This window comes from Variovorax sp. 05N34, assembly GCF_056397405.1.
In genome coordinates this window covers 63,431-82,498 of the sequence record NZ_JBFTNI010000014.1, presented here as the reverse complement: position 1 = coordinate 82,498, position 19,068 = coordinate 63,431, and the positions used below count along the sequence as shown (strand labels likewise).

The 19,068-nt window shown below is 63.9% G+C and carries 17 protein-coding genes; 10 read left to right on the top strand and 7 right to left on the bottom strand.

Translation table 11 applies throughout. The features are described from left to right. The 4 genes from glpK (at window position 1) to AC1DMA_RS27935 (ending at window position 2,816) form a co-directional block, all read left to right on the top strand. Window positions 1–1,497: a glycerol kinase GlpK gene (gene glpK, locus AC1DMA_RS27950; RefSeq protein WP_478146160.1), complete on the top strand. Its 1,497-nt coding sequence runs from the start codon at window positions 1–3 to the stop codon at window positions 1,495–1,497. Between the two features lie 151 nt (window positions 1,498–1,648). Continuing rightward, on the top strand, window positions 1,649–1,915 hold the full coding sequence (locus tag AC1DMA_RS27945) for a hypothetical protein (protein WP_478128252.1): 267 nt from the start codon (window positions 1,649–1,651) through the stop codon (window positions 1,913–1,915). Between the two features lie 115 nt (window positions 1,916–2,030). Further along, window positions 2,031–2,462, top strand: a complete 432-nt coding sequence (locus AC1DMA_RS27940; protein WP_478146159.1) for a hypothetical protein — start codon at window positions 2,031–2,033, stop codon at window positions 2,460–2,462. Between the two features lie 174 nt (window positions 2,463–2,636). Beyond that, window positions 2,637–2,816: a DUF3606 domain-containing protein gene (locus AC1DMA_RS27935; RefSeq protein WP_478146158.1), complete on the top strand. Its 180-nt coding sequence runs from the start codon at window positions 2,637–2,639 to the stop codon at window positions 2,814–2,816. A 2-nt stretch (window positions 2,817–2,818) separates the two neighbouring features. On the opposite strand, the gene AC1DMA_RS27930 is transcribed toward AC1DMA_RS27935, so the two are convergent. Continuing rightward, window positions 2,819–3,175, bottom strand: coding sequence for a response regulator (locus AC1DMA_RS27930; RefSeq protein ID WP_478146157.1), 357 nt, complete (start codon window positions 3,173–3,175; stop codon window positions 2,819–2,821). Between the two features lie 139 nt (window positions 3,176–3,314). Here AC1DMA_RS27930 and AC1DMA_RS27925 point away from each other — a divergent pair, with 139 nt between their 5' ends. The 3 genes from AC1DMA_RS27925 (at window position 3,315) to AC1DMA_RS27915 (ending at window position 6,882) form a co-directional block, all read left to right on the top strand. Then, window positions 3,315–5,009 carry a mechanosensitive ion channel family protein gene (locus AC1DMA_RS27925; protein ID WP_478146156.1) on the top strand — a complete coding sequence of 565 codons (1,695 nt, stop codon included), beginning with the start codon at window positions 3,315–3,317 and terminating at the stop codon, window positions 5,007–5,009. An 86-nt stretch (window positions 5,010–5,095) separates the two neighbouring features. Then, a complete protein-coding gene (ku, locus tag AC1DMA_RS27920; RefSeq protein ID WP_478146155.1) occupies window positions 5,096–6,046 on the top strand; it encodes a non-homologous end joining protein Ku in 951 nt (316 codons plus the stop codon). Next, a complete protein-coding gene (locus AC1DMA_RS27915; protein ID WP_478128258.1) occupies window positions 6,043–6,882 on the top strand; it encodes a tetratricopeptide repeat protein in 840 nt (279 codons plus the stop codon). Before ku ends, AC1DMA_RS27915 begins: the two co-directional genes overlap by 4 nt. Window positions 6,883–6,900: 18 nt before the next feature. Here the strand turns inward: AC1DMA_RS27915 and AC1DMA_RS27910 are convergent, their stop codons facing one another. Next, complete coding sequence (locus tag AC1DMA_RS27910; protein WP_478128259.1) at window positions 6,901–7,500, bottom strand: isochorismatase family protein; 600 nt, start codon at window positions 7,498–7,500, stop codon at window positions 6,901–6,903. A 103-nt stretch (window positions 7,501–7,603) separates the two neighbouring features. On the opposite strand from AC1DMA_RS27910, the gene AC1DMA_RS27905 reads away from it, so the two are divergent. Both AC1DMA_RS27905 and AC1DMA_RS27900 read left to right on the top strand, forming a co-directional pair. Further along, window positions 7,604–9,241, top strand: a complete 1,638-nt coding sequence (locus tag AC1DMA_RS27905; protein ID WP_478146154.1) for a 4-hydroxyphenylacetate 3-hydroxylase family protein — start codon at window positions 7,604–7,606, stop codon at window positions 9,239–9,241. Continuing rightward, complete coding sequence (locus tag AC1DMA_RS27900; RefSeq protein WP_478128261.1) at window positions 9,238–10,071, top strand: alpha/beta hydrolase; 834 nt, start codon at window positions 9,238–9,240, stop codon at window positions 10,069–10,071. The genes AC1DMA_RS27905 and AC1DMA_RS27900 overlap by 4 nt, the downstream gene beginning before the upstream one ends. A 22-nt stretch (window positions 10,072–10,093) precedes the next feature. Here the strand turns inward: AC1DMA_RS27900 and AC1DMA_RS27895 are convergent, their stop codons facing one another. Further along, window positions 10,094–11,221, bottom strand: a complete 1,128-nt coding sequence (locus tag AC1DMA_RS27895) for a PQQ-dependent sugar dehydrogenase (RefSeq protein WP_478128262.1) — start codon at window positions 11,219–11,221, stop codon at window positions 10,094–10,096. A gap of 226 nt (window positions 11,222–11,447) precedes the next feature. Between AC1DMA_RS27895 and AC1DMA_RS27890 the strand changes: the two genes are divergently transcribed. Next, complete coding sequence (locus tag AC1DMA_RS27890) at window positions 11,448–12,017, top strand: C40 family peptidase (RefSeq protein WP_478128325.1); 570 nt, start codon at window positions 11,448–11,450, stop codon at window positions 12,015–12,017. A gap of 76 nt (window positions 12,018–12,093) precedes the next feature. On the opposite strand, the gene lpdA is transcribed toward AC1DMA_RS27890, so the two are convergent. Genes lpdA through aceE form a run of 4 tightly spaced genes read right to left on the bottom strand, consistent with a single transcriptional unit; the run spans window position 12,094 to window position 19,003 of the window. Continuing rightward, complete coding sequence (gene lpdA / locus AC1DMA_RS27885; RefSeq protein WP_478146153.1) at window positions 12,094–13,938, bottom strand: dihydrolipoyl dehydrogenase; 1,845 nt, start codon at window positions 13,936–13,938, stop codon at window positions 12,094–12,096. After that, window positions 13,935–14,525: an MFS transporter gene (locus AC1DMA_RS27880; protein WP_478128264.1), complete on the bottom strand. Its 591-nt coding sequence runs from the start codon at window positions 14,523–14,525 to the stop codon at window positions 13,935–13,937. The genes lpdA and AC1DMA_RS27880 overlap by 4 nt, the downstream gene beginning before the upstream one ends. Window positions 14,526–14,559: 34 nt before the next feature. Next, window positions 14,560–16,242, bottom strand: a complete 1,683-nt coding sequence (aceF, locus tag AC1DMA_RS27875) for a dihydrolipoyllysine-residue acetyltransferase (protein WP_478146152.1) — start codon at window positions 16,240–16,242, stop codon at window positions 14,560–14,562. Between the two features lie 46 nt (window positions 16,243–16,288). Next, the gene (gene aceE / locus AC1DMA_RS27870; RefSeq protein ID WP_478146151.1) at window positions 16,289–19,003 is read right to left on the bottom strand and encodes a pyruvate dehydrogenase (acetyl-transferring), homodimeric type; all 2,715 of its coding nucleotides are present in this window, start codon (window positions 19,001–19,003) and stop codon (window positions 16,289–16,291) included. Window positions 19,004–19,068: the final 65 nt, after the last annotated feature.

Sequence of the window (19,068 nt, the reverse complement as noted above, 5' to 3'; positions counted from 1 at the left end):
ATGACCTACCTGCTCGCCCTCGACCAAGGCACGTCGAGCTCACGCAGCATCGTTTTCGATGGCGCCGGCCGCATCGTCGCCATCGCTCAACGCGAACTCACGCAGATCTATCCGCAACCCGGCTGGGTCGAACACGATCCGCTGGAGATCTGGACCAGCCAACTCGCCACCGCACGCGACGTGCTCGCCAAGGCGAAGCTCAAGGCCAGCGACATTCACGCGGTCGGCATCACCAACCAGCGCGAAACCACGCTCGTGTGGAACCGCAAGACGGGCCAGCCGGTGCACCACGCCATCGTCTGGCAGGACCGGCGCGCAGAGCCGATGTGCGCCAGGCTGCGACAGGACGGCATGGCCGACGCCATCCGGGACAAGACCGGCCTCGTGATCGACGCCTACTTCTCCGGCACCAAGCTGCGCTGGCTGCTCGACAACGTCCCCGGCGTGCGCGCGCAGGCCGAGCGCGGCGAGTTGGCCTTCGGCACCATCGACAGTTGGCTCATCTGGCAATTGACGAGCGGAAAGGTGCATGTCACCGACGTCAGCAATGCGTCGCGCACGATGCTCTTCAACGTTCACACCAATCAGTGGGACGCCGATCTGCTGAGGGCGCTTGACATTCCGGCATCGCTGATGCCCGAGGTCAAGCCGTCGAGCGCGCATTTCGCCGACACAGACGCCGGCCTGTTCGATTGCAGCCTGCCGATCGGCGGCGTGGCGGGCGACCAGCAGAGCGCGCTATTCGGCCAGGCCTGCTTCGAAGCCGGCACGGCAAAGAACACCTATGGCACCGGCTGCTTCCTGCTCATGCACACCGGCAACGCCTTCCAGCCTTCGCACAACGGGCTGCTCGTGACGAGCGCCGCGCAGACCAGCGGGCAGCCGCAATACGCAATGGAAGGCAGCGTGTTCGTCGGCGGTGCCGTCGTACAGTGGCTGCGCGACGGGCTCAAGGCCATCCCGGGCAGTGCGCATGTGCAAGCGCTGGCCGAGAGCGTGCCTGACGCCGGCGGCGTGATGATGGTGCCCGCCTTTACGGGGCTTGGCGCGCCTTATTGGGACGCCGAGGCGCGCGGCATCATCACCGGCCTGACGCGCGGAACCACCGTGGCACACATCGCGCGCGCTGCGCTCGAGAGCATTGCCTACCAGAGTGCTGCGCTGCTGCAGGCGATGAGCCGCGATGCCCTTGCGGCAGGAGGCACTCCCGTGGCCGAACTGCGCGTGGATGGCGGTGCTTCGGTGAACGACCTGCTCATGCAATTCCAGGCCGATCTGCTGGGCATCCCGGTGGTGCGGCCAGAAGTGACGGAGACCACGGCGCTGGGCGCGGCCTACCTGGCGGGGCTGTCTACCGGGGTGTACGGCAATGTGGGCGAACTGTCGAAACTCTGGCGTGTGGAGCGGCGCTTTATCCCAACGATGAGCCGAGCCAAGGCGGATGAAGCAATGGCCGGATGGGAGACGGCCGTGCGAAGGGCAACGCTGGCCGCGTAGGCTCCTGGCTTCTGAGCTCCGATACTGCTGACGTAGGACCCGGCCTACCCTTGAAGCAGCCACTGGCTGCTGCAACTTCCGCTCTCCAGAACCTATCTGAGTGGGTGGCCCCAGCCCTCAATATCAGTGTGCGACGACGGAGACAGGACTCATGCGAGAAGCGATTTATTGTTTCGATACCGCCTGTGTGCGGTTTGCCATTTATCCCGACGGCGTCCGGGTGGTGGCCGCGATCAGCGAGGATCCGCTGCGCGATCTTTTCGGCGCGAGTGAAGGCGGCGAAAGCCTCGTTCGGGCCTATCTGGACAACGCGGATCTGATCAACGCCATAGCGATCGAGCGTCACCACCAGGGCGGCGGCCGGCCTGTGGTGCTCGAAACCGCGGACTTCGAAATGTCCGCCCACGAAACCTGCTGAAGCGCGCCCACGCGCAAAGTACATGCACAGCACACGCGCACGGCAGCGCGTGCCCGCTGTACGTTGCTCTTTCGTCCTACGTCCACGCAGCGCCGCCAGCACTGAGATGCCCGTCATGGGCACACTGGTTCAACAAGCGCTTCGATTGCTGCAAGCGGCTGCCTGTGCGCGGGCTCTGCTCACCTGCGCCGGGTTGTCGCCCCAGAATGCCTTGCTCAACGGCCCGCCGCGCTTCGAGCTGGAGTGCCGTCTCGAAAGCCTCGATCAGCAGCTGACGACACTCCTCCTGGGGATGACCCGGGAGCAGCGCGAGCGGCTTCGGCTGGAGCGCGCCCTCTTCCTCCGACTGCTGCAGGAAAGCGCGGGCTTTCGGCTGCAGTTCTGGAGCGACCGCGACGCCCTCGACGAGATGCCCCCTTCGCACCTGTTCGAGTGGGTTGCGCACGACGATGAACGCATGGAACTCGCACAGATCGAGAACGCGATGACTCCGAACGAAAAAGTGCGCTATGCGTCTGCAATGGTCGAGCAGTCGCCATTTCGATGAAATCCATGAGGCGGAAGAAGATGATGGGGACGGCGTCGGTCGTTGTCCTGCACGCGGAGCATGCGTCGTCCTTCGGGTCCGTCGGGAATCAGGGCCCGACACTCTGCCCAGATTCGAACTCAATCAATCATTCATTCACCCAATCAACCATCCAAAATCGCAAGGAGCCCATCCATGTCCGACGTCATCGAATTGCGCAACAGCCTGGACCATTCCGAAATCGATGTGACTGAACCGCACAACGTGAGCTATTGGATGGATCGCCTCGGCGTCACCGAAGAGGAACTGCGCAAGGCCATTGCCGACGTCGGCGTTTCAGCAGACCAGGTCGCCGTGCACCTCGGCAGGATGTGAGTTCAGCTGCGTTGCGCGAGCGCGAGGATGCGATCCAGCGCGTCGAAGTCGATCGGCTTCTGCAAGTGGTGATCGAAGAGCCCCGCCGGAGCGCCCGCTTCCTCTGACGCAAAACCCGAGATCGCCACGATCATCGGCGGCGCGCCGCGCGCCCCGGCGCGCAGTTGCCTCGCGACTTCGGTGCCTGGAAAATCAGGCAGCTTGAGGTCGACCAAGGCGGCGTCGAATGATTCGCTGGCGGCGGCGTCGAGCGCCTGTCGACCGGTATAGGTGCAACGTGCCGTGTGGTCCTGCAGCGCGAGGATCTCCTTGAGCAGGTCGGCTGCGGCTTCGTTGTCGTCGACGATCAGAACATTCACATCAGTCTTCCCGGGTGCGGGGCCCCAGTATCGGACCGGGCGCTCGATGGGAATGTAGGACGCAGTCTCAGCTGTTTACGCCGCGGACCTTGCACCTTCGGGCAGTTGACAACCCGGATGCGGCACCGGACAGTGCCGCATGACGCGTTCCCAGCTCATCCTTTTCGGCGGCTTACTGTTCGCAAAATCCGGCGCAGCGCACCAAAACCACCGCAATGTTGCGTCGACGATCGCGTGCCGCCGGGCATGGGACGCGCGCTGGATTGCGTGCGCGGCGACGCTGCTGGCGCTGATCCTCACGGTGTGGGCCGGGGCCGTCGGGGCCCAAGAGGCGCCTCCGGCGGGAGCGCCGCTGACCGTTTCGAACCGAGAGGTTTTCGTCTTCCGCTCGCCGATGTTCGGGCTCACGGCACAGCAGCGGTCGGCGCGCGCGGCGGAGCGCATCGGCCAGTTGCCCTTCTCGCGGCTGCGATCGATGCCCCAGGCCAACGGCTTCACGCACGAAGGAATGGAGGGCTACGCGATCATGGTGGACGGCGGCACCGTCTTCACCGTGTTCGAAAGCGATCGGGAGCCAGGGGATCCGCCGCTGGACCAGGTCGCAGCGAGCGCCGCTCGACGCCTGCATGATGCACTGGAGGTCCGCGCAGACCAGATGAACGGCCGCCAGTTCGCGGCATCGGCCGGCTGGACGGCGCTGGCAACGCTGATCCTCGCGGCGTTCGTCTTCGTGCTGCAACGCACCGCCCTGCGGGTCAGCGACCGCACCGGGCCGCTCCGAGCGCGCTTCGAGAATCGCAAGCTGCTCGACTGGCGCCGCATGGTCGCGCTGGGGCTGATCGGTGCGGTTCACTGGATCAAGATCGCCATCATCCTGGTCGCCGTCTATCTGTGGCTGGCCTACGTGCTGACGCGCTTCCCCTACACGCAGCCGTGGGGAGAGACGCTGGGCAGCTCGGTGATCGGATTGGCGACCAAGCTCGTGACCGGCATCATTCATTCGTTGCCGGACCTCGCGACCGTCGCCGCCATCTTCGTGCTGGCCCACCTGGCCATTCGCGGCCTGCATGCGATTTTCGAGGCCGCACGCAGCAGCGGCGTCTCGGTCGCGGCACTGCAGCCTGACACCATTGGCGCAACGCGGCGACTGACGGCCGCGCTCGTGTGGGTCTTCGCGCTCGTGATGGCCTATCCGTTCATCCCAGGGTCGCATTCAGATGCCTTCAAGGGCCTCAGCGTATTCTTCGGCGTGCTGGTCACGCTGGGGTCGTCGGGCACTGTCTCTCAGGTCATGGCGGGCTTCGTGCTCATCTATGCGCGAGCGTTGCGAGTCGGCGACTTCGTGAAGATCGGCGAATCGGAAGGCTACGTGATCGAGATGGGTGTGCTGTCGACCAAGCTGCGCAACCACGTGGATCAGGTCGTCACCCTGCCCAACACGGTCGTGGTCGCGGCGAGCATCCTGAACCAGAGCGACACCTCCAAGGCGCGCGGTATTTCGGTCACGACATCGGTGACCATCGGCTATGACTCTCCCTGGCGCCAAGTGCACGCGATGCTCGCGCTTGCGGCTGGCAGGACGGCCGAGCTTTTGTCGGAGCYGCCGCCGGTCGTCCGCCAGTTGCAGTTGCAGGATTTCTATGTCGAGTACGAGCTCAACGTCTTCATGCAGGACGGCGCCCCCAAATACGATGTGGTCAACGAGCTGAACGGACACATCCAGGACGTCTTCAATGAATACGGCGTGCAGATCATGTCGCCGCACTTCGTGTTGCAGCCGGCCGCGCCTGTCGTGGTGCCCAAGGAGGCGCTGCACGCCCCGCCTGCGGCCTGATCCTGATTCCCCCGGGGTTTTCGAGAAACGCGGAAAGTGGCATCCTCACATCGGGAGGTGCGTCGAACTTCCTCTGGAGATTTCGCATGGCTGCTCGTTCCCTCGCGTCGCTATCGCTCAGCTTCGGTCTGGTGTCGATTCCGGTGAAGCTGTATTCCGCCACGGAGAGTTCCAGTGCGGTGAGATTCAACCTCCTGACCAAGGACGGTTCGCGGGTCAAGCAGCAATACGTGTCCGAGAAGGACCCTTCGGTCGTGGTGCCGCGCTCCGAGATGGTCAAGGGTTACGAATTCGAGAAGGACCGCTACGTGCTCTTCTCACCCGACGAGCTCAAGGCAGTCGAAGAGAGCGCGACCCACACCATCGACATCGTCGCCTTCATTCCCGAGAAGGCCGTCGACCCCATCTACTACGACAAGGCCTATTTCATCGCACCCGACAAGCGCGGCGGCAAGCCCTACACACTGCTGCGCGCAGCGATGCGCAAGAGCGGCCGGTGCGCCCTGGCGAAATGGGCCTGGAAAGGCAAGCAGTACGTCGTGCAGATTCGCGCGGCCGAAGACGGGCTGGTGCTGCAGCAGCTTCTTTACGCCGACGAAGTGCGGTCAATGAAGGACCTGCAGATCGAGGAGATCAAGCCCTCTGACGCGGAGGTGCAACTGGCGCTCCAGCYCATCGACCAGATCTCGCAGGACAGCTACGACCCGACGCAGTTTGTCGACGAGGAAAAGCAGCGGATCCTGTCGGCCATCGACGCCAAGATCGAAGGCAGGCAGGTGGTGACTGCCGAGCACCACGAAGAGGCGGCTTCGGGCGGTCAGATCATCGACCTGACGGAGATGCTGCGCGCCAGCCTCGCCAAATCGGGCTCTGGGGCCGGTGCAGGGGCAGCCCCGGCGAAGCGCCAGGCACGCGCGCCCGCTGCCGCCGAAGTCGTCACGCCGCTTGCCACCAACGAGCGCAAGGGCGTCAAGCGGGCGTCCAAGACTGCTGCCGCTGCCGACGCCGTCCCTGCCAAAGCCCGCGCCAGGAAGTGACCCTCGATCATCCGGAGACTCCACACACCTTGCGCAGCATCCAGGAGATGCTGGGCCTCTCCCGGAGCGCCATCGCGGGGCTGATCGCCAACGGGTTCGTGCGCCCGGCTCGCGGGCCGCGCAACGCCTATCGTTTTTCCTTCCGCGACGTCGTGTTGCTCAGGACCGCGCACGACCTGCAGGCGGCGGACATTCCGACGCGCAAGATCCTGCGGGCGCTGCAGCGGCTGAAGGCGACGCTGCCTGAAGAACTGCCGTTGTCAGGCTTGCGGATCACGGCCGTGGGAAGTTCGATCGCCGTGCGCGACCGCGAAAGCCAGTGGGAAGCGGAGACCGGCCAGTTGCTCATGGACTTCGACATCGCCGCAACCCGAGGTGCGGTGGCCTTTGTCGACCGGCGGCGAAGCGAGGGACCGTCCGCGGATGCGGTGTCGGCAGAGGCTTTGTTCTCAGCCGGTGAAGAACTCGAACTGACGGACTTGAAGGCGGCGGAGGCTGCGTATCGCCAGGCTTTGGCCCTCGAGCCCGACCATGCGGACGCTTATCTGAATCTCGGCGCGATCCTTTGCGAATCCGGCCGGGCGGCCGAAGCCGCCGCGCTCTACGACGAAGCCTTGCGACGCATTCACGACGTGCCGCTGCTGCACTTCAATCGGGCGGTCGCGCTGGAAGACATGGGGCGCCTCGCGGAAGCGGTCGATGCCTACGAGCAATGCCTGCGGCTGGACCCCAGCATCGCCGACGCGCACTTCAACGCCGCGCGTCTGCACGACCATCTCGGCCATCGGCGTGATGCGATCCGCCATTTCAGCGCCTATCGGCGGCTGCAGAGATAGCGGTGCCTCAGGGTTCCCCTAGCGGATCAGCGCCTGGAGGTCCTTGAAGCGCGGATGTTCCGCAGTGCGCAGCCATTCGAAGCCGACCATCTCCGTCGTGACGAGTTCGGCGCCCGCACCGGCGAGGCGGTCGAAGGCGGCGTCGCGATTGCGCTCGGTGCGCGAACTGCAAGCGTCGGTCACGACCCAGACGTCGAATTCGTCTTCCAGCAGATCGAGCGCCGTCTGGAGCAGGCACACATGCGCTTCGCAGCCGGCGATCACGATCGTGTTGCGTTCTTCGGGGACAGCCTGCTTCTGCAGGTGCTTGGGAAGGCTTCGCGCGTTGCCTTGCGGCGCCTTGGCGGGCGCCCGCAGCCACTCGACGAGCCCTTCTTCGGCGCCGCTGAAATGCATCTTGGCGAGCGTGCGCTGGCACAGGGCGCGGATGTCCGGCAGGTTTTCGCCGAGTTTGGAAGGGTTCTGTTCGGTGCCCCAGACGGGCACGTCCACCAGTTGGGCGAGCTTGCCGAGGCGGACTGCATTCTTCGCGACGGCGTCCGCTTCGAGGATCGCGCGCATCAGGCGCGCCTGGTAGTCGACCAGGACCAGTTGGGATTGCGATGCGTCGAGCAACATGGAAAGCGTCTTTAAAAAAATAGCGGGGCTAGAACGTACCACCGAAAAGATCGGGTTGATGCTAAAAACACCGGCGCGCAAGCACCCAGACAAGGATGAGACGATGAACGCTCCGCTTTCGGCCGTCGCGCTGATGTCCGGCCAGGACTATCGCGAATCTCTCCGCCGCTACCGCCCCACTGTCTTCGTCGATGGTCGCCGGGTCGAGAGCGTGGCGGATGAGCAGGCTTTCCAGCCAGGCATCAATGCGATTGCACTGACTTACGACTACGCGCTCAAGGAACAATACGCGCCGCTCATGACCGCGGTGCAGCACACCAGCGGCAAGCGGGTCAACCGGCTCTCGCACATCGACACCAGTTCGGGCGACCTGCTCAACAAGCTGGAGGCCGTCAGGCTCGTGTGCCAGGAAACCGGATGCGCGCAGCGCTACCTGACGCACGATGCGCTCAACGCCATTGCGCAGGTATCGGCTCGCATCGACGACGCGCGCGGCACGACCGAGCACATGGCGCGATTCACCGAATATCTCCATCGCATCCAGGATCAGGACCTGACGCTCGGCGTGGCGATGACCGACGCCAAAGGCGACCGCAGCAAGCGCCCCCACGAACAGGCCAATGCCGACAGCTACGTGCACGTGGTGGAGCGCAACGCGGTTCGCGACGGCGTGCGCGGCATCGTCATCTCCGGCACGAAGGCGATCGTCACTGGCGCGCCTTATGTGCATGAGTTGCTCGTCATGCCGTGCCGCAACATGGGCAAGGAAGACGCTGACTTCGCGGTCTGCTGCGCCGTGCCGCTCGACGCGCCCGGCCTGACCATCGTCGCGCGGCCCGCAGGCAGGCCTGGCGAGAAGCTCGAGCACGGCGATGCCCTCTTCAGCCGCAAGTTTGGGCAAAGCACCGGCGTCTGCATGTTCGACCGCGTGTTCGTCCCATGGGACAGCGTCTTCTACGCCGGCGAGTGGGAGCACAGCAGCCATCTCACCTACAGCTATGCCACGCACCATCGCCACAGTTGCATCGGCGCGCGCGCAGGCTTCGGCGATCTGCTGATCGGCGCGGGCGCGCTGATGTGCGAGGCGAATGGCTTCGATCCCGGCCGCGAGACGCACTTGCGCGAGCAGATGGTGGAACTCATCACCATCACCGAAAGCTTCTTCGCCTGCGGCGTTGCTGCGAGCGTGTATGGCAAGGCCGACGCGCATTGCGAGGTCTTCATGCCGGACCCGGTCTTCAGCAACATCGGCAAGCTGCTGCTGGCAACCAAGATCTACGACATGCACCGCATTGCGCACTATGTGAGCGGCGGGCTGATCGTCGCCCTGCCCGGCCCCGACGAGGATCACAACCCCGAAACCGCCGCGCGGCTGTCAGAAGTGCTGCGTGCAAATCCTGACATTCCATACGAACAGCGCATCGAAACCGCCCGTTTCATCGAAGACCTGACCGCCGGCTACCAGGGTGGCTGGTACAGCACCATCAGCCTGCACGGCGGCGGCTCCCCGGCGGCGATGAAGCAGGAGATCTACCGCAACTATCCGGTCGGATCGAAAGTGGAACTGGTCGAACGCATCCTGGAGCGCGGCGTTGCGGCGGACGGCTTGGCCGCGGCGGCGCCGCACGATCCGCAGCGCGTCATTACGCGCAATCGCCAGCCTGGTCGATGCTGCGACACCGGGTGCACGACACCCGGGCAACCGGTGATGGTGGACCTGCCCGCTCCCCGACCCGAATGACGCGCCCCCGGCCCCTTGCCTTTTTGCGCTGGATCATCACCAGTTGCATCGCGCTGGCGCTCGCCGGATGCGGTTTGTTCTGGCAATCGCCCGAAGCGCCGGTGAAGACCGTGCTCGACAAGAGTTCATGCACGCCCGATGCCCGCACACTTCTGGTGATGCTGCCGGGCGCTTTTTCCACGCCCGACGAGTTCGTGCGCGAAGGCTTTGTCGCGGCAGTCCAGGAGCGCAAGCTCGCGGTCGACATCATGCGTGTAGACGCCAATGTCGCCTACTACCGCTACGACATGAGCATCCTCGATCACCTGCGAGACGATGTGTTTTCGCCTGCCCGCGCGCAAGGCTACACGTCCATCTGGGTGGTCGGCATTTCTGTCGGAGGCTTCGGCGGCCTGGCTTACGCGGCCGCGCATCCAGGTGACATCACGGGCATCGTCGCGCTCGCGCCGTATCTGGGTGAGCGCACCACCAGCATCGACATCGCGAATGCAGGCGGCCTCTCGCGATGGCAGCCGCCGACGGAGATGCTTCCGGGCGACAAGGGTGAGCAGCGGCTTTGGCGCTGGCTGCAGCGCTACGGCGGCAGTCGCAAGAACATGGAGCCATCCGCGACGTCCGCGACATCCGGGCTATCCGGCACAACAGAGTTGCCGAAGCTCTACCTGGGCTTCGGCGTCGACGACCGCTTTGCCTTCAGCGACCGGTTGTTGGCGGCCATGCTCCCCGACGACCATGTCTTCCTGACGCCGGGCGGGCACGATTGGCCCGAATGGCGGCGCCTCTGGCACGACATCCTGCCGAAGCTCGACTTACCCGTCTGTCTTCCGTGAGTCCGGCTCCGCGCACGTCGATTCAGTTCGGCAGCAGCCGCATCAGCTTGCCATTCGACTCGTCAGTGAGGATGTAGAGCCATCCGTCGGGCCCCTGCTTCACGTCGCGTATGCGCGCGCGGCCTTCTTCGAGCAGCTTGTGCTCGGCGGCCACCTTGCCGTTCTTGAGTTCGATCCGGTCGAGGTAGCCGAACTTGAGCGACCCCACGAATAGATTGCCCTTCCATTCGGGACCATAGCGATCGCTCGTCAGAAAGGCCATGCCCGACGGCGCAATCGACGGAACCCAGTAATGGAGCGGCTGCTCCATGCCTTCCTTGTGCGTGATGCCCTCGCCAATCTTGCCGCCCCCGTAGTTCTCGCCGTAGGTGATGACCGGCCACCCATAGTTGCGCCCCGGCAGCGGGATGTTGATCTCGTCGCCGCCTTGCGGGCCGTGCTCGTGCATCCATAGCGTGCCGTCCGGCGCTAGCGTCGCGCCCTGGCCATTGCGATGCCCGTAGCTCCAGATTTCAGGCAAGGCGCCCGGCTTGCCGACAAAAGGGTTGTCCTTTGGCACCGAGCCGTCCTTGCCGATGCGGACGATCTTGCCCAGGTGGTTGTCGAGCTTTTGCGCCTCTTCCTTGCGGCTGAAGCGCTCCCCCAGCGTGAGAAAGAGATTGCCGTCCTTCGCCTCGACGATGCGGCAGCCGAAGTGGTTGCGGCTTGCCACCTTCGGCCGCTGGCTGAAAATGATCTTCAGGTTGTCCAGCCGGCTGCCATCCGCGGACAGTTCGGCGCGCGCGAGCGCGGTGCTGTTCGCGCTTCCGGCACCCTCAGGCTCCGAAAAGCAGAAATAGACCGTGCGGTTCCCGTCGAAGCCCGAGTCCGCCAGAACGTCGAGCAACCCGCCCTGGCCGCCGGTCGCGATCGGCGGAAGACCTGCAACCGGGACGCCGAGCTTGCCGTCCGCGCCGACGACGCGAAGCCGCCCCGGCCGCTCCGTGACAAGAAAGCGCCCGCCCGGCAGAAACGTGACGCCCCAAGGGTTCTCGAGACCGGAAGCAATAACCTCCGACCGGGGCGCTGCGGCGGCCAGGCCGCCAGCAATGAATGTAAGAAAAATCGCGTAACAGACGCGTGCGCAAATCCTTGTCAATGGGGAATTCATGGCACTCCTTCGAAGACGTGATCTCTGCAAACGTTTGGCCATTCAGCCTGCGTTTGAAAACCTTTCGCATTACATTTGTTAAAGCCCTTATTCAAAATAATCGAAACCTTTACATTTTCTGATGTGAGAGGAAGAAGAAAATCGTTAAACGACAAGGAGTTACAGGCACAATCCCCGAACCTGCCTGAAATTGACACTGCGGTGTGTCGTCCATATCCTACGCGCCATGCGATTTATCCTCCTCACCGCCAGCCTCTTGATTGCCTTCGCCGCTCATGCCGCGCCGCAACTTGAACGGGTTGACGAAAATTCGGATCCGCAGCTCTTCGACAAAACAGTCGATAAGACATTTCTCGGCCAATTCCATCAGGTCCGCCAGACCGTTGTCGATCGCACTTCCGACCTCGTGGTGACGGCCATCGGATTCCTGGGCGTTCCCTACCGGCGAGGCGGCAACACGGCCGAAACCGGTTTTGACTGCAGCGGCTTCGTCCGCGCGATGTACACCCAGACCGTGGGCCATCTGCTTCCCCGCCGTGCCGAAGAGCAAGCTGCCGCCACCCAGAAAATCGACCGTAGCGAACTGAAGCCGGGCGATCTCGTGTTCTTCAAGACCATGCGCCGCGCCTTCAGCCACGTCGGCATCTATGTCGGCGAAGGCAAGTTCATCCATTCCCCCAAGCCTGGCGCCCAGGTTCGCGTGGAAGACATGAGCGGAAGTTATTGGCAACGCCGCTTCAGCGGCGCCCGTCGCGTTCTCGCAGCCCAGGACGACACCAAGACCTCCGGCGACTGATCACCACCGGCCGGTCGCCACCCGACCGCCAAAAAAAATCCCGCTGCTCGCGGGATTTTTTTATGGCCGTCGTGCGCTAGCGTTTCACCGGCGGCAAATCCGTGCAACTGCCGTGCGCAGCCTCCGCCGCAAGCCCGATGCTTTCGCCCAGCGTCGGGTGCGGGTGGATCGTCTTGCCGATGTCGATCGCATCCGCGCCCATTTCGATGGCCAGCGCAATCTCCCCGATCATGTCGCCAGCGTGGGTTCCGACGATGCCGCCGCCGACGATGCGATGCGATTCCGCTTCAAAGAGCAGCTTCGTGAAGCCCTCGTCGCGCCCGTTGGCGATGGCGCGGCCCGACGCCGTCCACGGGAACAACCCCTTCTGGATCTTCACGCCTTCCGCCTTCGCCTGGTCCTCCGTCAACCCGACCCACGCCACTTCCGGATCGGTGTAGGCCACGCTCGGGATCACGCGCGCGTTGAACGCAGCGCTGGAAAGCTCGTGATCGCCCTTTTGCTCGCCCGCGATGACCTCGGCGGCAACATGCGCCTCATGCACCGCCTTGTGCTCCAGCATCGGCTGGCCGACGATGTCGCCGACCGCGAAGATGTGCGGTACGTTGGTACGCATCTGCACATCGACCGGGATGAAGCCGCGATCGCTCACATTGACGCCCGCCTTTTCGGCGCCGATCTTCTTGCCGTTGGGGCTTCGGCCCACGGCCTGAAGCACAAGGTCATAGAGCTGCGGTTCCTTGGGCGCCTGCTCGCCTTCGAAAGTGACCCGAATTCCCTCCTTCGTTGCCTCGGCGCCCACGGTCTTGGTCTTCAGCATGATGTTGTCGAAGCGCGGGGCATTCAGCTTTTGCCAGACCTTGACTAGGTCGCGGTCCGCACCTTGCATCAAGCCATCGAGCATCTCGACGACGTCGAGCCTGGCGCCCAAGGTGGAATACACCGAGCCCATTTCGAGGCCGATGATGCCGCCGCCGAGAATGAGCATCCGCTTGGGTTCGACGCCGAGTTCGAGCGCGCCGGTCGAATCGACGACGCGCGGATCTTTCGGCATGAAGGGCAAATGCACCGCCTGCGAACCCGCGGCAATGACGCAGTGGCGGAACTTGACCGTCTGCGACTTGCCCGTTGCGTCCTTGCCGTCGCCGGTGGTTTCCTGCACCTTGACGTGGTACGGGTCGACGAATTCGCCGATGCCGCGCACTGTCGTCACCTTGCGCATCTTCGCCATCGCGGCGAGACCGCCGGTGAGCCTGCCGACCACCTTGTTCTTGCGGCCGAGCAGCTTGCTCCGGTCAATCTTGGGATCGCCGTAGCTCACGCCCAGGTCGGCGAAATGCTTGACCTCGTCGATCACCGCGGCGACGTGGAGCAGCGCCTTCGATGGAATGCAGCCCACGTTGAGGCAAACGCCGCCCAGCGTCGCGTAGCGCTCCACCAGCACGACTTTGAGCCCGAGGTCCGCGGCGCGGAATGCGGCGGAGTAGCCGCCGGGACCGGCGCCGAGAACGAGCAGGTCGCATTCGACGTCCACTGAGCCCGAGTAGGTCGACGCCACTGCAGGCGCCTTCGCCGGCGCGGTGGGGCCGGGGGCGGGCTGTTGGGGTGCGGATGCTGCGGCTGGTGTGGCGGATGCCCCGGGCGCGGGCGCGGGCGCAGGCGCCGGAGCGGCAGCTGCGCCATCGGCAGCGTCCATCGTCAGCACCACCGACCCTTCGCTGACCTTGTCTCCCACCTTCACGGCCAGCGCCTTGACCACGCCGGCGTGCGACGAAGGAATCTCCATCGAGGCCTTGTCCGATTCGACGGTGATCAGCGACTGCTCGGCCTTGATCGTGTCGCCCGGCTTCACCAGGACTTCGATCACGGCGACTTCCGCGAAATCGCCGATGTCCGGCACTTTGACTTGTACTTCGCTCATTTGGACACCTTCAGTTTGAGTGTGAGAACGTCGACCGGTCCGGCCGAGTTGCGGTCGAATTCACAGGCCGCAGCCACGCCGGCCTCGGCAACATCGCGCGCGGAACGCGCCTTGTCATAGGCGGCGTGCATCGCGCCCAATGCGAAGCTGCGGCCGGAGCCGATGCTCCAGAACTGCTTGAACTCGAAGACTTCGCGGTAGCTGTAGATGCCGTAGATGCCGCTTGCATTGGCCAGCAGCATGGTGAACTGGCTCGATTCGTAGGGCTCATGCTCGTCTTCCTTCGTCTGCAGGAAGAACGCGTCCTTCAGCACCGGATGCAAAAGCGTGAAGGTGCGAAAGATCTCGTCCTTGCTGCCAAACCGAAGCGCCTCCACCGGCTGCGCCGCCAATGCGTGCTGCAGCACCAGGAAATGCGCTGCGGCGCCGGCCAGCGCAAAGATACTCTGGCCGCCGGCATCGTTGACCATGAACAGCTTGCGGTTCTCTTCGGCGCGGTACGACAGGCGCGTATCGCCGAAGGTCACGAGCGCATCGGCAGCCATCACGACCTGACCGCCCTTGCGGACGGCCACGACCGTGGTCATAGAGGCTCACGCCGCGCCGCCCCGACGAAGCCGCTCATAGCAGCACCCGGCGGAAGTCGGCAAGCACCTGGCCCAGGTAGGCGTTGAACCGGGCAGCCAGGGCGCCATCGATCACGCGATGGTCGTAAGACAGCGACAGCGGCAAGGTCAGGCGCGGCACGAACTGCTTGCCGTCCCAAACCGGCTTCATCGAACTCTTGGAAAGACCGAGGATTGCCACTTCAGGCGCATTGATGATCGGCGTGAAGTTCGTCCCGCCGATGCCGCCGAGCGAGCTGATGGAGAAACACCCGCCTTGCATGTCGGCGGAGCCCAGCTTGCCGTCGCGCGCCTTCTTGGCAAGCTCGCCCATTTCCTGGCTGATCTGGAGAACGCCCTTCTTGTCCGCGTCCTTGAGCACCGGCACCACGAGCCCGTTCGGCGTGTCTGCCGCGAAGCCGATGTGGAAGTACTGCTTGTAGACGAGCTGGTCGCCATCCAGACTGGTGTTGAATTCGGGAAACTTCTTGAGCGCCGAGACCACGGCCTTGATCACGAAAGCGAGCATCGTCACCTTGACGCCGGACTTCTCGTTTTCCTTGTTGGTGGAAACGCGGAAGGCTTCGAGTTCGGTAATGTCGGCTTCGTCGTTGTTGGTGACGTGCGGAATCATCACCCAGTTGCGATGCAGGTTGGCACCGCTGATCTTCTTGATGCGCGACAGATCCTTGCGCTCGACCGTGCCGAACTTCGTGAAGTCGACCTTCGGCCAGGGCAGCAGGCCCAGTGCTTCGCCACCGCCCGCTGCGGGCGCCTTCGCGCCTGCGGCCTTGGTGCTGGCGGCGCCGCTCATCACGGCCTTGGTGAAGTTCTGGACGTCTTCCTGCGTGATGCGCCCTTTGGGGCCACTGCCTTTGACCTCTTCGAGCGGCACGCCGAGTTCGCGCGCGAACTTGCGCACCGAAGGAGAAGCGTGCGGAAGCTTGCCACTGGGCGCGACCGTCGGATCGTGAGCGGCAGGGGCGGCCGTTGGAGCCGTCGCCGGGACGCTGGCGGACGAAGGCGCAGCAGCGGCCTGGGCCTGAGCGGGAGCCGGCGACGGTGCCGCAGCAGCGGATGCAGGTGCGGCTCCGCCAGCTGCGGAGCCCTCGATCACTGCGATCAGGTCGCCGATATTGACCTTGTCGCCGACCTTGACCTTGAGTTCCTTGAGGACGCCGGCCGCCGACGACGGAATCTCCATCGATGCCTTGTCGGACTCGACGGTGATGAGCGACTGCTCTTCCTTGATGGTGTCACCGGGCTTTGCCAGCACTTCGATCACCGCGACATCCTTGAAATCGCCGATATCGGGAACCTTGACTTCGATGGGGCCTGAAGCGCCGGCCGCTGCCGCTGCCGGTGATGGTGATGGTGATGGTGATGGTGCAGCCGGCGCCGCAGCAGTGGACGCTGCAGCCGCAGGCGCCGCGGCGGGAGCGGGTGCATCGCCTGCCGCGCCAGTGCTTTCAAGCACCAGCACGACCGACCCTTCCTTGACCTTGCTGCCGACTTCGACCTTGAGTTCCTTCACGACGCCGGCCTGGCTCGACGGAATTTCCATTGATGCCTTGTCCGACTCCACGGTGATCAGCGATTGCTCGGCTTTCACCGTGTCGCCGGCCTTCACCAGCACCTCGATCACTGCGACTTCATCGAAATCGCCGATGTCCGGCACCTTGACTTCCACTGTAGCCATATAAGTGTCTCCCGCCCTGGGGCGCAGTAGGTTGTTCGTTGATGTTTTATGCGTAGAGCGGGTTGATCTTGTCGGCGTTGATTCCGTACTTCTTGATCGCGTCTGCCACCTTCTGAGCTGGAACGGCACCATCTTCGGCCAGCGCCTTCAGCGCCGCAACCGCGATGAAGTGGCGATTCACCTCGAAGTGCTCGCGGAGCTTGGCGCGGAAGTCGCTGCGGCCGAAGCCGTCGGTGCCGAGCACCTTGTAGTTGCGGCCCTTCGGAATGAAGGGACGGATCTGCTCGGCATACGCCTTCATGTAGTCGGTGGACGCGACCACCGGTCCGGTGCTCGCAGAAAGCTGCTGCTCGACGAACGGAACGCGTGCCTTCTCTGTCGGATGCAGCAGGTTCCAGCGCTCCACTTCCTGGCCATCGCGCGTGAGTTCGTTGAAGCTCGGGCAACTCCAGACGGAGGCGCTCACGCCCCAGTCCTTTTCCAGCAGTTCTTGCGCGGCGATGCTTTCGCGCAGGATGGTGCCGCTGCCCAGCAGTTGCACCGTCGGCGACTTGGCCTTGAGCGACGGCCCCTGCTTGCACAGGTACATGCCCTTGATGATCTGCTCTTCGGTGCCGGGCTGAAGGCCGGGCATGGGGTAGTTCTCGTTCAGCAGCGTGATGTAGTAGTAGACGTTGTCCTGCTTCTCGACCATGCGCTTGAGACCGTGGTGCAGGATCACGCCGACCTCGTGCCCGAAGGTCGGGTCGTAGCTCACGCAGTTCGGGATGGTGTTTGCCAGGATGTGGCTGTGGCCGTCCTCGTGCTGCAGGCCTTCGCCGTTCAGCGTGGTGCGTCCGGACGTTCCGCCCAGCAGGAATCCGCGAGCCTGCATGTCGCCAGCCGCCCAGGCCAGGTCGCCGATCCGCTGGAAGCCGAACATCGAGTAATACACATAGAACGGCACCATGATGCGGTTGTTCGTGCTGTATGACGTGGCCGCTGCGATCCAGCTCGACATGCCGCCCGCTTCGTTGATGCCTTCCTGCAGGATCTGGCCGGCCTTGTCTTCGCGGTAGTACATGACCTGGTCCTTGTCGACCGGCGTGTACTGCTGCCCCGCGGGGTTGTAGATGCCGATCTGGCGGAACAGGCCTTCCATGCCGAAGGTACGGGCCTCGTCGACCAGGATCGGCACCACGCGCGGACCGAGCGCCTGGTCGCGCAGCAGTTGCGTCAGGAAGCGAACGTAGGCTTGCGTCGTCGAGATCTCGCGGCCTTCGGCGGTCGGTTCGAGCACCGCCTTGAAGGTTTCGAGCGCCGGCACCGTGAAGCTCTCGTCAGCCTTGACCCGGCGATGCGGCAGGTAGCCGCCGAGCGCCTTGCGGCGTTCGTGCAGGTACTTCATTTCGGGCGTGTCGTCGGCGGGCTTGTAGAACGGGAGATCGGCGATCTGGCTGTCCGGGATCGGGATGTTGAAGCGGTCGCGGAAGGCCTTGATGTCTTCGTCGCCGAGCTTCTTCGTCTGGTGGACGGTGTTCTTGCCCTCGCCGATCTTGCCCATGCCGAAGCCCTTGACGGTCTTGATCAGCAGCACCGTCGGCTGGCCCTTGTGCTGGACCGCGGCATGGAAGGCCGCATAGACCTTCTGCGAATCGTGACCACCGCGGCGCAGGTTCCAGATCTCGTCGTCGCTCATCTTGGCGACCATCTCGAGCGTGCGCGGGTCGCGGCCGAAGAAGTGCTTTCGCACGTAGGCGCCGTCGTTGGCCTTGAACGACTGGTAATCGCCGTCGTTCGTTTCCATCATGATCTTGCGCAGGGCGCCATCCTTGTCCCGCGCCAGCAGCGGATCCCAGCTGCTGCCCCAGATCAGCTTGATCACGTTCCAGCCAGAACCGCGGAATTCGCCTTCAAGTTCCTGGATGATCTTGCCGTTTCCGCGCACCGGACCGTCCAGGCGCTGCAGGTTGCAGTTGATGACGAAGACCAGGTTGTCGAGATTCTCTCGTGCAGCGAGGCTGATCGCGCCGAGGGATTCGACCTCGTCCATTTCGCCGTCGCCGCAGAACACCCAGACCTTGCGGTTTTCGGTATTGGCGATGCCGCGCGCGTGCAGGTATTTGAGGAAGCGGGCCTGGTAGATGGCCATCAAGGGGCCGAGACCCATCGACACCGTGGGGAACTGCCAGAACTCGGGCATCAGCTTCGGGTGCGGGTAGCTCGACAGGCCCTTGCCGTCGACTTCCTGGCGGAAATTGAGGAGTTGCTCTTCCGTCAGACGGCCTTCGAGGTAGGCGCGAGCGTAGATGCCTGGCGAAACGTGGCCCTGGATGTAGAGGCAGTCACCGCCATGGTTTTCGCTCTCGGCGTGCCAGAAGTGATTGAAGCCGGCGCCGAACATCGATGCGAGCGAAGCAAAAGAGCCAATGTGACCGCCCAAGTCCCCGCCCTCGGGTGGGTGGTGGCGATTGGCCTTGACCACCATCGCCATTGCGTTCCAGCGCATGTACGAACGCAACCGCTCTTCGATTTCGAGATTGCCGGGAGAGCGCTCTTCCTGATCAGGCTCGATCGTGTTGACGTAGGCAGTGTTGGCCGAAAACGGTTTGTCGATGCTGCTTTGGCGGGCATGCTCAAGCAATTGTTCGAGCAGGAAATGAGCGCGTTCAGGGCCCTCGCTCTCGATGACCGCCGAAAGAGCGTCCATCCATTCACGCGTTTCCTGCGCATCCGGATCGTTCGCGGCCGAGCCGAACAGGTTCTCGGGATTTGCCGACATGCTTGTCTCCTTTTTAAGGCGGGTTGTGGCTGTAATTTAGTGCCGTAACGGCAGCGCGCGGAAGT

Excerpts from the sequence above, each read along its gene's own strand:
- glpK (WP_478146160.1), top strand. The coding sequence starts at position 1 with ATGACCTACCTGCTCGCCCTCGACCAAGGCACGTCGAGCTCACGCAGC.
- AC1DMA_RS27945 (WP_478128252.1), top strand. The coding sequence starts at position 1,649 with ATGCGAGAAGCGATTTATTGTTTCGATACCGCCTGTGTGCGGTTTGCC.
- AC1DMA_RS27940 (WP_478146159.1), top strand. The coding sequence starts at position 2,031 with ATGGGCACACTGGTTCAACAAGCGCTTCGATTGCTGCAAGCGGCTGCC.
- AC1DMA_RS27935 (WP_478146158.1), top strand. The coding sequence starts at position 2,637 with ATGTCCGACGTCATCGAATTGCGCAACAGCCTGGACCATTCCGAAATC.
- AC1DMA_RS27910 (WP_478128259.1), bottom strand. The coding sequence starts at position 7,500 with ATGTTGCTCGACGCATCGCAATCCCAACTGGTCCTGGTCGACTACCAG.
- AC1DMA_RS27905 (WP_478146154.1), top strand. The coding sequence starts at position 7,604 with ATGAACGCTCCGCTTTCGGCCGTCGCGCTGATGTCCGGCCAGGACTAT.
- AC1DMA_RS27900 (WP_478128261.1), top strand. The coding sequence starts at position 9,238 with ATGACGCGCCCCCGGCCCCTTGCCTTTTTGCGCTGGATCATCACCAGT.
- AC1DMA_RS27895 (WP_478128262.1), bottom strand. The coding sequence starts at position 11,221 with ATGAATTCCCCATTGACAAGGATTTGCGCACGCGTCTGTTACGCGATT.
- AC1DMA_RS27890 (WP_478128325.1), top strand. The coding sequence starts at position 11,448 with ATGCGATTTATCCTCCTCACCGCCAGCCTCTTGATTGCCTTCGCCGCT.
- lpdA (WP_478146153.1), bottom strand. The coding sequence starts at position 13,938 with ATGAGCGAAGTACAAGTCAAAGTGCCGGACATCGGCGATTTCGCGGAA.
- AC1DMA_RS27880 (WP_478128264.1), bottom strand. The coding sequence starts at position 14,525 with ATGACCACGGTCGTGGCCGTCCGCAAGGGCGGTCAGGTCGTGATGGCT.
- aceF (WP_478146152.1), bottom strand. The coding sequence starts at position 16,242 with ATGGCTACAGTGGAAGTCAAGGTGCCGGACATCGGCGATTTCGATGAA.
- aceE (WP_478146151.1), bottom strand. The coding sequence starts at position 19,003 with ATGTCGGCAAATCCCGAGAACCTGTTCGGCTCGGCCGCGAACGATCCG.